General features: G+C 73.3%; 12 protein-coding genes and 2 riboswitches. Of the genes, 8 read left to right on the forward strand and 4 right to left on the reverse strand.

Annotation, left to right across the window (positions count from 1 at the left end):
- Positions 1 to 131 precede the first annotated feature (131 nt).
- Together ACYVF4_RS02750 and ACYVF4_RS02755 are read left to right on the forward strand one after the other, a co-directional pair.
- Positions 132 to 971 carry a CPBP family intramembrane glutamic endopeptidase gene (locus ACYVF4_RS02750; RefSeq protein WP_460719494.1) on the forward strand — a complete coding sequence of 280 codons (840 nt, stop codon included), beginning with the start codon at positions 132 to 134 and terminating at the stop codon, positions 969 to 971.
- 274 nt (positions 972 to 1,245) lie between these two features.
- Positions 1,246 to 2,208 carry a hypothetical protein gene (locus ACYVF4_RS02755; protein ID WP_460719496.1) on the forward strand — a complete coding sequence of 321 codons (963 nt, stop codon included), beginning with the start codon at positions 1,246 to 1,248 and terminating at the stop codon, positions 2,206 to 2,208.
- Between the two features lie 146 nt (positions 2,209 to 2,354).
- Here ACYVF4_RS02755 and gcvP read toward each other — a convergent pair whose 3' ends face one another.
- From gcvP to ACYVF4_RS02775, 4 genes are all read right to left on the reverse strand, one after another.
- Positions 2,355 to 5,189 carry an aminomethyl-transferring glycine dehydrogenase gene (gene gcvP, locus ACYVF4_RS02760; protein WP_460720736.1) on the reverse strand — a complete coding sequence of 945 codons (2,835 nt, stop codon included), beginning with the start codon at positions 5,187 to 5,189 and terminating at the stop codon, positions 2,355 to 2,357.
- A 68-nt stretch (positions 5,190 to 5,257) separates the two neighbouring features.
- Positions 5,258 to 5,641: a glycine cleavage system protein GcvH gene (gcvH, locus tag ACYVF4_RS02765; RefSeq protein WP_460719497.1), complete on the reverse strand. Its 384-nt coding sequence runs from the start codon at positions 5,639 to 5,641 to the stop codon at positions 5,258 to 5,260.
- Entirely contained in the window at positions 5,638 to 6,768 is a 1,131-nt protein-coding gene (gene gcvT / locus ACYVF4_RS02770; RefSeq protein WP_460719498.1) for a glycine cleavage system aminomethyltransferase GcvT, read from the reverse strand. Before gcvT ends, gcvH begins: the two co-directional genes overlap by 4 nt.
- A 43-nt stretch (positions 6,769 to 6,811) precedes the next feature.
- Positions 6,812 to 6,943, reverse strand: a riboswitch (glycine riboswitch).
- A riboswitch (glycine riboswitch) is annotated at positions 6,944 to 7,034 on the reverse strand. It lies immediately after the preceding riboswitch.
- A 55-nt stretch (positions 7,035 to 7,089) separates the two neighbouring features.
- Complete coding sequence (locus tag ACYVF4_RS02775; protein WP_460719499.1) at positions 7,090 to 8,265, reverse strand: MarP family serine protease; 1,176 nt, start codon at positions 8,263 to 8,265, stop codon at positions 7,090 to 7,092.
- Positions 8,266 to 8,384: 119 nt separating this feature from the next.
- Here ACYVF4_RS02775 and ACYVF4_RS02780 point away from each other — a divergent pair, with 119 nt between their 5' ends.
- From ACYVF4_RS02780 to ACYVF4_RS02805, 6 genes are read left to right on the forward strand one after another with little or no spacing between them, the layout of a single operon-like run.
- Positions 8,385 to 9,104, forward strand: coding sequence for an NUDIX hydrolase (locus ACYVF4_RS02780; protein ID WP_460719501.1), 720 nt, complete (start codon positions 8,385 to 8,387; stop codon positions 9,102 to 9,104).
- Positions 9,105 to 9,125: 21 nt separating this feature from the next.
- A complete protein-coding gene (gene nadA / locus ACYVF4_RS02785) occupies positions 9,126 to 10,493 on the forward strand; it encodes a quinolinate synthase NadA (protein WP_460719503.1) in 1,368 nt (455 codons plus the stop codon).
- A complete protein-coding gene (nadB, locus tag ACYVF4_RS02790) occupies positions 10,490 to 12,103 on the forward strand; it encodes an L-aspartate oxidase (RefSeq protein ID WP_460719505.1) in 1,614 nt (537 codons plus the stop codon). The genes nadA and nadB overlap by 4 nt, the downstream gene beginning before the upstream one ends.
- A complete protein-coding gene (nadC, locus tag ACYVF4_RS02795; RefSeq protein WP_460719507.1) occupies positions 12,103 to 12,978 on the forward strand; it encodes a carboxylating nicotinate-nucleotide diphosphorylase in 876 nt (291 codons plus the stop codon). The genes nadB and nadC overlap by 1 nt, the downstream gene beginning before the upstream one ends.
- Positions 12,979 to 12,980: 2 nt before the next feature.
- Positions 12,981 to 14,126 carry a cysteine desulfurase family protein gene (locus ACYVF4_RS02800; RefSeq protein WP_460719509.1) on the forward strand — a complete coding sequence of 382 codons (1,146 nt, stop codon included), beginning with the start codon at positions 12,981 to 12,983 and terminating at the stop codon, positions 14,124 to 14,126.
- Positions 14,123 to 15,067: a glycosyltransferase family 2 protein gene (locus tag ACYVF4_RS02805; RefSeq protein ID WP_460719511.1), complete on the forward strand. Its 945-nt coding sequence runs from the start codon at positions 14,123 to 14,125 to the stop codon at positions 15,065 to 15,067. Before ACYVF4_RS02800 ends, ACYVF4_RS02805 begins: the two co-directional genes overlap by 4 nt.
- The last annotated feature ends 7 nt before the right edge of the window (positions 15,068 to 15,074 follow it).

Below are 15,074 nucleotides of genomic sequence, written 5' to 3' on the forward strand. Positions count from 1 at the left end.
CGAGACGCTGTTTGCATCCCGGCGCGCGGATAGACACACCCTAAGCACGCCCGTGATGGATGGTCAAAAGGCCAAACGAAAACGTTACATAGCCTTAACTCAGCGCGGACGGCATGTGACAATCTGACAAGATGACGACCGATTCAGGCGCTGCGCATGTGAGGGTCTCCACCACGCGGACATGGTGGGAGGTCGGCCTCGTGCTGGCCGTGACCGTGGGCCAGAGCGCCCTGTACTCCCTCCTGTCGTTCGTGCGCTCGGTGCTGCGCGCGCTCGAGGAGCAGTCGCGCATCGCCGATCAGCAGGCCCGGCTCAACCCCACACGAGACTCCGCCGCGGTGTGGGACGCGGTGTACCAGCTGCTCGACATCGTCTTCGCGCTCGCGCTGGTCGCGCTCGTGATCTACCTGCTGTGGGAGCCGGGCACCCACGCGCTGCGCCGCATCGGGCTCGATCTGTCGCGCTTCGGCTCGGACCTCGGCCGCGGCATCCTTCTCGTGCTCGTCATCGGCGTGCCGGGGCTGGGCCTGTATGTGGCAGGGCGGATGCTGGGGGTCACGGTCACCGTCGTCGCCTCGCCCCTCGACGCGGCGTGGTACACGGTGCCGCTGCTGCTGCTCTCGGCGCTGCGGGCGGGCCTCGTCGAGGAGGTCATCCTGCTCGGCTACCTGTTCGACCGGCTGCGGCGCGTGGGGTGGTCGTGGTGGACGATCATCCTGGCGACGGCGGGGCTGCGCGCGGCGTACCACGCGTACCAGGGCGTCGGATCGATCATCGGCAACTTCGTGATGGGGGTCGTCTTCGGCTGGTGCTACCGCCGCTGGGGCCGCGTCATGCCCCTCGTGATCGCGCACACCGTCATCGACATCGTCGCCTTCGTCGGCTACCCCCTGGCCACCGCGCTGTGGCCGGGCGTCTTCGCTCCCGCTCCCACCCCCTCCGTCACCCCCACCCCCTCGCCGACCCCCTGACCCCCGCGCGCCCGCGCGCGCCCGCCCGCCCGCGGCGCGCGGGCCGCGCCGCCCCGGGCCGCCCACCACGACCGCGAGACTGCATCTCCATGCCGAGACCTCGACTCCAGACCACGGTCTCGGCATGGAGATGCAGTCTCGGGTGGGCGATAGACTCGCCGGCGCGTGGCCGCACGCAGCGACGGCTCCTGCACAAGGGCGCGCCAGGCGGGGTTTCTGCACAGAGGGCGGCGACCTGCCCGCATGCACGGCTGGTGACGGCGAGAGTGGGCGGATGCCGGACACTGTCGACGTCGCCATCCGCACCGCACCGCTTCCTCTGTTCCGCTCACGCGATATCGGCCACGTCGACCGCGGCGTTCGTCGCGGGGAGCTCGTTCCCGTGTGCCGGGGCGTCTACGCGTCTGCCGCCGAGTGGGCACTCCTTCCCCCGTGGGACAAGTACCTCGCACGCGTTCACGCCGTGGCGATGATCCGGCCGGGAGCCCTCTTCGCCCTGGAATCCGCGGCAGCGCTACAGGGGTTGCCGGTGTTCCGCGATCCGGGACCGGTGCACGTCATATCGAACGACACCTCGACGTCGCGGCTGACGGGAGCCGTCCTCTTGCACTCCGCCGCCGTGCCTCGCGAGACAGTGCGTCGCGGTGGGATGTTGATGACGACCGCGGCTGAAACAACGGTGGACCTCGCGCGCCACCGGCATGAGGTCGTCGGCTTGTCGGCGGCCGACGCCGCCCTGCGACTCGATCCGAGGTTGACCGTCGAGGTCCTCGTCGCGTTGAACGAGAGCCGGGCCAGCTCCAGGGGACGCCGGCGGGCGAGGTGGGCCCTGAATCGCTCCGATGGAAAGGCCGAGTCGACGCTGGAGTCCGTGAGCCGAGCTGCCATCGAATGGCTGGGGTTTCCCGAACCTGTGCTCCAGCGCTCCTTCGCCACGTCCGAGGACGTGCGGGACCGCTCCGACTTCTGGTGGCCGGACCAGCGGACCGTCGGGGAGGCCGACGGCGACATCAAGTACGACGGCACTCACGGTGACCCGCTTGAGCGCCTCCGCGCGCGACGCGAGAGGGATGCGCGCCTGCGCTCGTGGGCACGCTCGATCACGCACTGGGCGTGGTCCGATGTCAGCGATCCCGACCAGCTCGGGTCGATCCTCGACGGCGTCCACCTGCCCCGTGTCCGCCCGGAGGACGGTGAGCGGCTGCACTCACTGCGCCGCCTCCTCGCCCGCAGGTGATCGACGCTCCCGTCCCCGGCCGGCGCGACGCGCCCCGACCGCGAGACTGCATCTCCGTCCCGAGCCGGTGGTGTGATCCCACGGTTTCGGTATAGAGATGCAGTCTCGCGGTCGGAGAACGTCGACGCGGGGGCGGGGCCGGCGGGCTAGGCGAAGGCCTCGATCGGGGGGCAGGCGCACACGAGGTTGCGGTCGCCGTAGGCCTGGTCGATGCGGCGCACCGGCGGCCAGTACTTCGTACGCACCAGGGAGCGGACGGGGTAGACCGCGGTCTCGCGCGGGTACGGGTGCGTCCACTCCCCCTCGATGACGGATGCCGCGGTGTGCGGCGCGTTCACCAGCGGGTTGTCGTCGGCCGGCCACTGCCCGGCGGCCACCGCGTCGGCTTCGGCGCGGATCGCGATCATCGCCTCGATGAAGCGCTCGATCTCGCCCAGGTCCTCGGACTCCGTCGGCTCGACCATGAGGGTCCCCGCGACCGGGAACGACATCGTCGGGGCGTGGAACCCGTAGTCGATGAGGCGCTTGGCGACGTCGTCGACGGTGATCCCGGTCTGCTCGCGCAGCGGGCGCAGGTCGAGGATGCACTCGTGCGCGACGAGCCCGCCCTCGCCGGCGTACAGCACCGGGTAGTGGTCCTTCAGCCGGAACGCGATGTAGTTGGCCGCGAGCACCGCCGCCGCCGTCGCCTGCCGCAGGCCCTCGAGGCCCATCATGCGCACGTACGCCCACGAGATGGGCAGGATGCCGGCCGAGCCGTGCGGCGCGGCGGACACCGGTCCCCCATCGAACACGCCGCCGGCGTGGTCCTTGCGCTGCGACAGCGGGTGCGACGGCAGGTGCGGGGCGAGGTGGGCCTTGGCCGCGACGGGGCCGACTCCCGGCCCGCCGCCGCCGTGCGGGATCGCGAACGTCTTGTGCAGGTTCAGGTGCGACACGTCCCCGCCGAGGTCGCCGAAGCGGGCGTAGCCCAGCAGGGCGTTGAGGTTCGCGCCGTCGACGTACACCTGGCCGCCGGCGTCGTGCACCGCCTGGGTGATCTCGAGCACATCGTGCTCGTACACCCCGTGGGTCGAGGGGTAGGTGATCATCAGCGCGGCCAGCGTCGAGGCGTGCGCGGCGATCTTGGCCCGCAGGTCGTCCAGGTCGACGTTGCCGGCCTCGTCGCACGCGACGACGACGACCTTCATGCCCGCCAGCACCGCCGAGGCGGCGTTGGTGCCGTGCGCCGACGACGGGATGAGGCACACCGTGCGCTCGAGGTCGCCGTTGGCGCGGTGGTAGCCGCGGATGGCGAGGAGTCCGGCGAGCTCGCCCTGGGATCCGGCGTTGGGCTGCAGCGACACCGCGTCGTACCCGGTCACCTCGGCCAGCCACACCTCGAGCTGCTCGATCATCGCGAGGTACCCGTGGACGTCGGCCTCGGGGGCGAACGGGTGCACGCGCGAGAACTCCGGCCACGACACCGCCGCCATCTCGGTGGCCGCGTTCAGCTTCATCGTGCACGACCCGAGCGGGATCATGCCGCGGTCCAGCGCATAGTCGCGGTCGGCGAGCTGCTTGAGGTAGCGCATCATCGCCGTCTCGGAGCGGTGCGACGTGAATACCGGGTGGGTGAGGTAGTCGTCCTCGCGCCGCAGCGAGGCGGGGACGCCGGCCAGAGCGGATGCCGCGGCGAAGGGCACCGCGCGCTCGCCCTGGTCTCCGCCGCCCAGGACCTCGGCCTCGGGCAGCCCGAACGCCCACGCCACCGCGGCGAGGTCCTCGGCCGTCGTGGTCTCGTCGACGGACACGCCGACCGTGCCTTCGCCGGCCCAGAACAGCTGGTACCCGCGCTCGCGGGCGCGGTCGATGATCCGGCGGGCGGGCCCGGGGACGGACACCCGGAGCGTGTCGAAGAAGGAGTCGGTGTGCAGCGACAGGCCGTAGGCGCGCAGCCGCTCGGCGAGCGCCTCGGCCTTCTTCGAGACGTCGGTCGCGATCGCGCGCAGCCCGTCTGGGCCGTGGTAGACGGCGTACATCGCGGCCATCACGGCCAGCAGCACCTGCGCGGTGCAGATGTTCGAGGTCGCCCTCTCGCGGCGGATGTGCTGCTCGCGGGTCTGCAGCGACAGCCGGTAGGCGGGGTGCTGGTCGGCGTCCTGCGAGACGCCGACCAGGCGCCCGGGCAGCTGCCGCTCCAGTCCCTGACGCACCGCCATGTAGCCGGCGTGCGGGCCGCCGAAGCCGAGCGGGACGCCGAAGCGCTGCGTCGTGCCGACGGCGACGTCCGCGCCGAACGACCCCGGCGAGCGCAGCAGCGTGAGGGCGAGCAGGTCGGCGGCGACGACGGCGAGGCCGCTGGCGACGTGAGCGGCGTCGACGACGCCGGACGGGTCCCACACCTCGCCGGACGCGCCGGGGTACTGCACGAAGACGCCGAACAGCTCGTCGGGCAGGGTCGCCCCGCGGGCGAGGTCGAGCGTGACGAGCTCGATGCCGACCGCCGCCGCGCGGTGGGCGAGCAGCGCCTTGGTCTGCGGCAGGGCGTCGGCGTCGACGACGAAGACGTTCGAGGCCGCCTTCGACGCGCGCCGGGCCACCAGCATCCCCTCGACGACGGCGGTGGACTCGTCGAGCATCGAGGCGTTCGCGGTCGCGAGCCCCGTCAGGTCGGTCACCATCGTCTGGAAGTTGATGAGCGCTTCGAGGCGTCCCTGCGAGATCTCGGGCTGGTAGGGCGTGTAGGCGGTGTACCACGACGGGTTCTCGAGGACGTTCCGCGTGATGACCGACGGCGTGAACGTGTCGTAGTAGCCCAGCCCGATCATGGGACGGGCGGTGCGGTTCTGCGACGCGAGCATCCGCAGCTCGGCGAGCGCCTCGGCCTCGGTCGCGGCATCCGGGATGTCGCTCGTCGAGCGCGGTGCCACCTGAATGGATGCCGGCACGGCGCGCCGCACGAGGGCGTCGACGTCGTCGTAGCCGAGGGCGTCGAGCATGACGCGCTGGGCGCTGTCGTCCAGGCCGATGTGACGGGCGGCGAAGGCGCCCGTGTCCGAAGCGGAGCTCACGCGTCGCCGCCGGTGAGCTCGAGGTAGGCCGCGCGGTCCATGAGGCCCTCGACGGCGGCGGGGTCGACGGTGATCTTCACCAGCCACCCGGCGCCGAACGGGTCGGCGTTGACCAGCGACGGGTCGTCGACGACGGCGTCGTTGGCCTCGGCGACGTCGCCGGTCAGCGGCGCGTACAGCTCGCCGACGGACTTCGTCGACTCGATCTCGCCGCACACCTCGCCGGCGGTGACGGCCGAGCCTGCGGCCGGCAGCTCGACGTACACGACGTCGCCCAGCTTCTCGGCGGCGTAGTCGGTGATGCCGACGGTCGCCGTGTCGCCGTCGAGGGCGACCCACTCGTGCTCGGCGGTGTACTTGAGGCTGTCGAGATCGGTCATTTCTTCCTCCGGTAGAAGGGCAGGGCGGTCACGGTGGCGGCGATGCGGGTGCCCCGCACGTCGAGGTACAGGGTGGTTCCGGGGGCGGATGCCGTCGGCACGACGAACGCCATGGCGATGGGGTGCCCGAGGGTCGGGCTGAGGGCGCCGCTGGTGACCTCGCCGACGCGCAGCGCGTCCGGGCCGTCGCCCTCGTACACGTCGTAGCCGGCGCGTCCCGCCCGCCGCCCCTCGGCGACGAGCCCGACCAGGACGGGGGCGCCCGACAGGTCGCGCTCGTCGAGCCCGTTCTTGCCGACGAAGTCGTCCTTGTCGGCGGCCACGACGCGGCCGAGGCCCGCCTGGGCGGGCGCGATGTCGCGCGAGAGCTCGTGGCCGTAGAGCGGCATCCCCGCCTCGAGGCGCAGCGTGTCGCGCGCGGCGAGACCGGCCGGCACGAGCCCGAACGGCCCGCCGGCGGCGAGCAGGGCATCCCACAGCTGGGCGGCGCGGTCGACCGGGACGAGCAGCTCGAATCCGTCCTCGCCGGTGTAGCCGGTGCGGCACACCAGGATCCCGGCGCCGTCGAGGCTCATCGCGGTGGTGGCGTAGTAGGGCACGTCCGCGAGCGGCCGCCCGGCCGCTTCCAGCCCGGGCACCGCCTCGAGGATCGCGCGGGCGTTCGGGCCCTGGACGGCGAGAAGACCGTAGTCGTCCGAGACGTCCTGCACCTGCACGTCCTCGCCGCCGTGGAGGGCCACGCGCTCGGCGAGGGCCTCGGCGACCGCGTCGCGGTTGCCGGCGTTGGCGATGACGAGGAAGCGCTCATCGGCGAGGCGGTAGACGATGACGTCGTCGACGATGCCGCCGTCGGCGGTGAGGACGAGCGAGTACTTCGCCTTGCCGTCGGCGAGGGTGGACAGCCGGCCGGCGAGGGCGAAGTCGAGGAAGTCCGCGGCGCCCGGGCCGGTGACGTCGAACTCGGCCATGTGCGAGATGTCGAACAGGCCCGCGGCCTCGCGGACGGCCTTGTGCTCGGCCAGGTCCGAGGAGTAGCGGACGGGCATCAGCCAGCCGCCGAAGTCGGTGAACGAGGCGCCGAGCGCCTCGTGGCGCTCACGCAGCGGCGTGGAGCGGGGGTCTGACATGAGTTCTCCCGTCGGTCGGGCAGACGCCGGCCGGCGTCCGTCGAACTCCCCCTCTGTCATGGGCCTGAGAGTTTCGCATCGGATCCCGTTCGTCAAGGGATGCCGGTGGTTTCACCGTCGGCGGATGCGGCACGGCCCACGAGGGCGCGCGCTCGACATCGCTCTTCAGAGTGGCCCGAACGCTGCGGTACGCGTACCTGAGAGATTGGCGGGGAGGCTTGCTCCTTCGGTGCCCGGCGAGGCCGGGGCTCTCCCGCAGAGGTCATAGGGCCGTGTGTCAAGTTGTGGGGCCAGCATACCGGCTGCCGCCGGCGCGACGTGTCAGCCGGTGCACGCGCCCGTCGACACCGGGTCCTCGTACGCGTCGGCCTGGGCCAGGACCGGCAGCAGCTCGGTCGTCGTCATGGCGTAGCCGAGCTCGCTGCCGTCGTCGGCGCGGGCGAAGACGACCCCCGCCACCTCGCCCTGCTCCGACAGCAGGGGGCCGCCGGAGTTGCCCGGCACGACGCGGGCCTGCAGCGCGTAGATCTCGCGGCTGGCCGACGCGTCGCCGTAGATGTCCGGCACCGGTGCGGGATTGACCGAGAGCACACGCGCCGCGCCGCTGGCGAACGGGCCGCCGTACGGGTAGCCCTGCACGACCGCGGCGTCCCCCGCCTCAAGCGGTGGGATGACGGCGAGGGCCGCGGCATCCAGTCCGTCGATCTCGATGACGGCAAGGTCGTCGACGGGGTCGAAGTAGACCACCCGTCCTTCCCGCGCCTCGCGGCCGGGGAACTCGACGACGGGGGTGTCGACGCCGGCGACGACGTGGGCGTTGGTGACGACCAGGCCCGGCGCGGCCACGAACCCGCTGCCGGTCGAGCTCGTCCCGCAGGCGTAGGCGACTCCCGAGATCCGCCCCACCGACGCCGCCGCCGCCTGGAGTCCGGGCGAGTCCAGGGCCACCTGCGGAAGGGGTCCCTGCTCGACCTGCGGCCCGAGCAGCCCGCCGAGGGTCGGCAGCCCCTCGTCGAGGACGGCCGCGCGCAGCTGGGCGAGGGTGGTCTGCACCGGCCGAGGGGTGAGGGCGTCGATCGTCCGCAGCACCGCGGACGACCCGAGCGCGGGCGCGACGACCGGCATGCCTGTGGCCACCAGCCCCTGCCCGACGAAGGATGCCGCGAGCGCGGCGATGACCGCGCCCGCCGCCCCGCCGAGGACGCGCTCGAAGCCCCGCAGCGGCGTGCGGTCGACGCCGCGGCGCAGCGCCATCCCGACCGCGGAGCCGAGCCCCGTCCCGAGGGCCAGCAGCAGCACGGTCCCGCCGATGACCACCAGCGGACGCCACTGCTGCGTGGGAAGGGCGTCGTTTGCGAGGGGGATCACCCACAGAGCCGCCAGCGCCCCGCCGATGAGGCCCACGAGCGAGCCGAGACTGGCCAGCAGACCGCGCTGCAGACCGCCGATCAGAGCCACCACGAGCACGACGATCAGGATGATGTCGACGACCTGCACTCCGGCTCCTTCCGACGTCGCCACCCTAGAGGGCGGGACTGTGAGTCGACCCGAAGCGTCATCGTGTTGCACTTCAGGTCACCCTGACACTAATATCGGTGGCGAGAGTTAGAGTCACCATGACACAAACAAGCCCCGCCCCGGTCGATCACCTCGCCGGCACCGACGACGCCACCCGCGTCGCGGTCTCGACGGTGATCTTCTCGCTGCGTCGCGACGCGTCCTCCGACCGCTCCGAGCTCACCCTGCCGCTCGTGCGCCGCACGCGGGACCCGCACGAGGGCCAGTGGGCCCTCCCCGGCGGCTGGCTCGACATCCGCGAGAGCCTGGATGCCGCGGCATCCCGCACCCTCGCCGAGACGACGGGACTCGAGCCCAGCTACCTCGAGCAGCTGTACGCCTTCGGGGCGGTGGAGCGCTCCACCACGCGCGTCGTCTCGATCGTCTACTGGGCGCTCCTCCGCGCCGACGAGGCCGCGGCGGCGCTCGCCGAAGAGAACGTCGCGTGGTTCGACGCCACCGCGCTCCCCCGCCTGGCGTTCGATCACAACGACATCGTCGACTACGCCCTGTGGCGCCTGCGCAACAAGGCCGGCTACAGCCGGATCGCGCACGGGCTGCTCGCCGACGAGTTCACGCTCGCAGAGCTCCGGGAGGTCTACGAGTCGATCCTCGGACGCCGCCTTGACCCGGCGAACTTCCGCCGGCAGGCCGAGAACTCCGGCACCCTCATCCCCACCGACCGCTTTCGCACGGGCAGCCACCGCCCGGCGAGGCTGTACCGCTACGACCAGGACGTCGAGCTCGCCGAGCGCGGGCCGCTCGGGTCGCGCCACTGAAACACCCGAAAGAAGAACCCCATGTCCGCCGTCACCGTCCCCGTCACCCCGCAGCCCGGCCTCATCGACCCGTCCGTCGACCACGCCATCCAGGCGATCGTCCGCGGGGCCTCCCCCGTCGAGACGTGCAACACCGACCTCGCCGCGGGGCCCTGGAACTTCGACTCCCGTCCCGGCTACGGCCCCGGCTCGTCCATGGGCGACGTGATCCCCACGGGCGCGCCGCGGCAGGGCGAGCTGCCGCGCGAGTACCGCGAGGCCACCGACGCCGAGCTGGACGAGCGCATCCGCGCCGCCAAGCAGACCCTCGGCGACCGCGTCGTGGTGCTCGGCCACTTCTACCAGCGCGAAGAGGTCGTCCGGCACGCGGACTACGTGGGCGACTCGTTCCAGCTCGCCGGCGCCGCCAAGGCCCACCCCGAGGCCGAGGCGATCGTCTTCTGCGGCGTGCACTTCATGGCCGAGACCGCCGACCTGCTGTCCCAGCCCGAGCAGGCGGTCATCCTGCCCAACCTCGCTGCCGGCTGCTCGATGGCCGACATGGCCGACATCGACCAGGTCGAGGACTGCTGGGAGCAGCTCGAGGACGTCTACGGGGACATGACGGCGACGGATGCCGAGGGCAGGGTCCCCGTGATCCCGGTGACGTACATGAACTCCTCGGCCGCGATCAAGGGCTTCGTCGGGCGGCACGGCGGCATCGTCTGCACGTCCTCGAACGCCCGCACCGTCCTGGAGTGGGCGTTCGAGCGCGGCCGGCGCGTGCTCTTCTTCCCCGACCAGCACCTGGGCCGCAACACCGCCAAGGCGATGGGCGTGCCCCTCGAGCAGATGCCGATGTGGAACCCCCGTCGCCCGCTCGGCGGCTCCGACGCGGGCGCACTGCAGGGTGCCCGCGTCATCCTGTGGCACGGCTTCTGCTCGGTGCACCGCCGGTTCAGCGTCGACCAGATCACCGCCGCGCGCGCCGCGCACCCCGGCGTCCGCGTCATCGTGCACCCCGAGTGCCCCATGGAAGTCGTCGACGCCGCCGACGAGTCCGGCTCGACCGACTACATCCGCAAGGCGATCGAGGGGGCCGCCGAGCCGTCGACCTTCGCCATCGGGACCGAGATCAACCTCGTCCAGCGCCTGGCCGCCCAGCATCCGCAGCACACGATCTTCTGCCTCGACCCGGTCGTCTGCCCGTGCTCGACGATGTACCGGATCCACCCCGGGTACCTCGCGTGGGTGCTGGAGTCGCTCGTGGCGGGCGAGGTCGTCAACCGCATCACCGTCCCCGCCGACGTCGCGGAGCCTGCGCGCATCGCCCTCGAGCGGATGCTGGCGGCCAAGCCCCCCGCCGGCCGTCTGGAGCCGGGCGGCACGCCCGCCCCGGTCCGCGCATGACGATCCGCACGGGCGTCGAGCCCGGCGTGCACGCGGTGGTCGTGGGGAGCGGGATCGCCGGGCTCACCGTCGCCCTGCACGCCCGCCGCCGGGGATGCCGCGTCACGCTCGTGACCAAGGACGTGCTCGAGCACGCCAACACGAGGTACGCGCAGGGCGGGATCGCGGGCGTCATGTTCGACGACGACAGCGCCGCGGCGCACGTGCACGACACGCTCGTCGCCGGTGCCGGCCTGGCCGATCCGGCCGCCGTCCAGGTGCTCGTCGACGAGGGTCCCGCGCGCATCCGCGAGCTCATCGACGCCGGGGTCGCCTTCGACACCGCCGCCGACGGCTCGTTCGTGAAGGGTCTCGAGGCCGCGCACTCCTACCCCCGCATCCTGCACGCCGGCGGGGACGCCACCGGGACGGCGATCGAGCGGGCGCTGGTGGCCCGGCTGCGCGCGAGCGGCGCCGAGGTCGTCGAGCACGCCTTCCTGCTCGACGTCGTGCTCGAGGACGGACGGGCGGCCGGCGTCGACCTGCTCGTCGGCGAGGACGCCTCGACCCCCGGGCGGCGCACCCGGGTGAGCGCCGACGCGGTCGTCCTCGCCTCGGGCGGAGCCGGCGAGCTGTACGCGTTCTCGACCAACCCCGAGGTGGCCACCGGCGACGGCATCGCCGCGGCGCTGCGCGCGGGCGCCCCGGTGGCCGACCTGGAGTTCTTCCAGTTCCACCCGACCATCGTGGCCATCGGCGAGCCGTTCCTCATCTCCGAGGCGGTGCGGGGCGAGGGCGCGGTCCTGCGTGACGAGCACGGGCATCGGTTCGCCCTCGACGACCACCCCGACGGCGAGCTGGCCCCGCGGGACGTCGTCGCCCGCTCGATCGCGCGGGCGATGGCCCGGCAGGGCGGACGCCCCGTCGTCCTGGACGCCACAGCCCTGCACTCCGACGACCCGGCCGAGCGGGCCCGGTTCCTCGCCGCGCGCTTCCCGACGATCGAGGCGGCGCTGCGCGACCGCGGCGTGGACTGGGCCCGCCACCCGGTGCCGGTCACCCCCGCCGCCCACTACCTGATGGGCGGGGTCGTCACCGACCTCGTCGGCCGCACCGGCATCCCCGGCCTCTACGCCGTGGGCGAGGTCGCCTGCACGGGCGTGCACGGCGCCAATCGCCTGGCGTCGAACTCGCTGCTCGAGGGCGCGGTGTTCGGGGCACGCGCCGGCGACGCCATCGCGGCGGACCACGCGTCGGGGCGATGGCCGGATGCCGTCCTGCGGCGCGGCGCCACTCCCCCGGTCGTCGTCGCACACGGCCTCGGGGGCGAGGCGTCTGCGACGCCCTTCTCGCGCGGGGCGCTGCAGCACCTGATGTGGACGCACGCCGGACTCGTCCGCGACGAGGCGGGGCTGGCCCGCGCGGCGACGCAGCTGACCGCGTGGCTCGCCGAGCCGCGGCGGCCCGTCACCGAGGCGGACCACGAGGACCAGAACCTGCTGCTCGTGGCGGCGCACCTGGTCGCCGCCGCCCGCGCCCGGCCCCGATCGGCCGGAGCGCATCACCGCTCGGATGCCGCGGACGCGGCATCCGGCATCGCCCACCCCGTCATCGAGAAGGGAGCCGCCTGATGCTCACCCGTGCCACCATCGACCGCGTCGTCGCCGCCGCCCTCGAAGAGGACGCGCCCTGGGGCGACATCACCGCCGAGACCCTCATCCCCGCCGACGCCCGCGCACGCGCGCAGCTGGTCGCGCGCGTGGCCGGCGTCTTCAGCGGCGGCGACGTCTTCGCCGCCGCGTTCCGTCTGACCGACCCCGCGATCGTCGTCGAGCTCGCGAGCGCGGACGGCGCGGACTTCGCGGCGGGCGACGTCCTCGCGGTCGTCGAGGGCCCCGCACGCGCGGTGCTCACCGCCGAGCGAGTGGCCCTGAACTTCGCCCAGCGGATGTCGGGCATCGCGACCCTCACCGCCCGCTACGTCGCCGAGGTCGCCCACACCGGCGCCCGCATCGCCGACACGCGCAAGACCACGCCGGGCCTGCGGGCCTTCGAGCGGCACGCCGTCGCGTGCGGCGGCGGCCACAACCACCGGTACTCGCTGTCGGACGCCGTCATGGCCAAGGACAACCATCTCGCCGTCCTCGCCCAGCGCGGCATGTCGGTGACCGCGGCGCTGCAGGGCGCGATCGCGCGTCTGCCCCACACCACCCACGTCGAGGTCGAGGTCGACCGCCTCGACCAGCTCGACGCGGTCCTGGCCGCGGGCGTGGGCACGATCATGCTCGACAACTTCACCCTCGAGGACCTGCGTGACGGTGTCGCCCGCATCGGCGGCCGGGCGATCGTCGAGGCGTCCGGCGGGGTGTCGGCGGACACCGTGCGCGCGATCGCCGAAACCGGCGTCGACGTCATCTCGGTGGGCGCGCTGACGCACTCGGCCCCGGCGCTCGACCTCGGCCTGGACATCCGCATCGACGATTCCCGCGTGCCCGTGGCGCCCTGACCGTGCTGTACCTCGACAACGCCGCGACGACCCCGACCCGCCCCGAGGTGCTCGAGGCGATGGCGCCCCTGCTGACCCGGACGTTCGGCAATCCGTCCAGCCACCACACCGTGGGCGAGCAGGCCGCCGCCCACCTTGACGACGCGCGTCGGCGGATCGCCGCCGTCCTCGGACTGCGCGCCGGCGAGGTCGTCCTCACCTCGGGCGGCACCGAGGCGAACAACCTCGCCGTCAAGGGCGTCGTCATCGCCCGACTGCTCGAGGGGCATCCCGCGAGCCTGGTCACCTCGCCGATCGAGCACGAGTCGGTGCTCGCCTCGGCGGACTACCTCTCCCGCGCCCACGGCGTGCGCATCGACCGGGTCCCCGTCGACGAGCGTGCGCGCATCGCTCCGGATGCCGTGGCCGCCGCGATCCGCGACGACACGGCCCTCGTCAGCCTCGGGTACGCCAACAACGAGGTCGGCACCGTGCAGGACGTCGCGGCGATCGCCGCGGTCGCCCGCGCACGCGGCGTGCCCGTCCACATCGATGCCGTGCAGGCCGCCGGGTGGCTGCCGCTGTCGGTCCGAGAGCTGGGCGTGGACGCCCTCACCGTCGCCGGCCACAAGATCGGGGCGCCCAAGGGCACCGGCGTCCTCGGGATCCGCGGCCGCGTGCCGCTCGAGCCGCTGCTGCACGGCGGCGGCCAGGAGCGCGGACGCCGCAGCGGCACGGAGGATGTCGCGGGGGCCGTCGGCCTCGCCGTCGCGCTGGAGCTGGCGGAGGCCGAGCGAGAGGAGGCCGCGCGCCGCGTGGGCGCCCTGTGCGAGGCCTTCATCGCCCGCGTCCTCGCCGCCGTGCCCGAGGCCCGGCTGACCGGGGACGAGGTGCACCGCCTTCCCGGCACGGCGAGCTTCACCTTCGCCGGGACGAGCGGCGAGGCGGTGCTGCTCGAGCTCGAGCGCCGCGGGGTGGTCTCTTCCAGCGGGTCGGCGTGCGCCGCCGGCAGCGACGAGCCCTCCCACGTCCTGCTCGCGATGGGGGTGGACCCCGACATCGCACGGACCGCGGTGCGCTTCACCCTGCCGCGATCGCTCGCCGCACCCCTGGACGACGTCGCCGACGCGGTCGCCGCCGCCGTGGCGGCAGTACGATCGGGCGGGTGAGCCCCGAGCCCGTCGTCACCGTCATCATCCCGGGCAACGACGTCGCGCCGTGGGCGGCCGAGGCACTGGAGTCGCTGCGCGCCCAGACCTTCGCGGCGTGGACCGCGATCCTCGTCGACGACGGCTCCCGCGACGCCACCGGCGACATCTTCGCGGCCGCCGCCCGCGCCGACACCCGCTTCCGCGTCGTCACGCACCCCGAGCGCCGGGGGCTCGGCGCGGCCCGCAACACCGCGCTCGAGCTCGTGCAGACCCCGTACGTGGGGTTCCTCGACGCGGACGACCGGATGCGGCCCGCCGCACTGGAGCGCCTGCTGGCGGCCCTCGGCGAATCCGGCAGCGAGGTCGCGGCGGGCGCCTACGTGCGGCTGCGGCCCGACGGCGACGGCGGCTACGAGCCGGGCGAGGTGCAGCACTGGGTCGCCGCGGCCACGGATCCGCCCCGGCGCCGGACGACGCTCGCCGCCCACCCCGCCATCTCGGGCAACATCGTGGCGTGGTCCAAGGTCAGCCGGACCGAGCTGTGGCGTCGCGAGCAGCTGCGGTTCCCCGTCGGGAAGGCCTACGAGGACCAGGTCGTCGCGCAGCGCCTCTACGTCGCCGCACGCGGCATCGACACGATCCCCGACGTCGTCGTGGAATGGCGCGAGCGCGCCGACGGCTCTTCGATCACCCAGCACCGCGAACGGCTCGACGTCCTGAAGGACTACCTCGAGGCCCTCGACGGCGGGATCGAGGTGCTCCGCGGCGCCGGTCTGGACGATGCCGTTCGGGCACGTGTCGCGCTCATCCTGCGCCTGGACCTGCCGCCGCTCATCGAGATCGCGCGGGAGCACCGCGACCCCGCCTACCGGCACGCCCTCGGCGTGTTCGTCCGCGCCCTGGCCGGGCGGTGGGGGGCGGCCGTCGAAGAGCCCGTCGCCGAGGCCCTGCGATGGTGAGCGGGAT

It is taken from the genome of Microbacterium aureliae, from assembly GCF_054780155.1.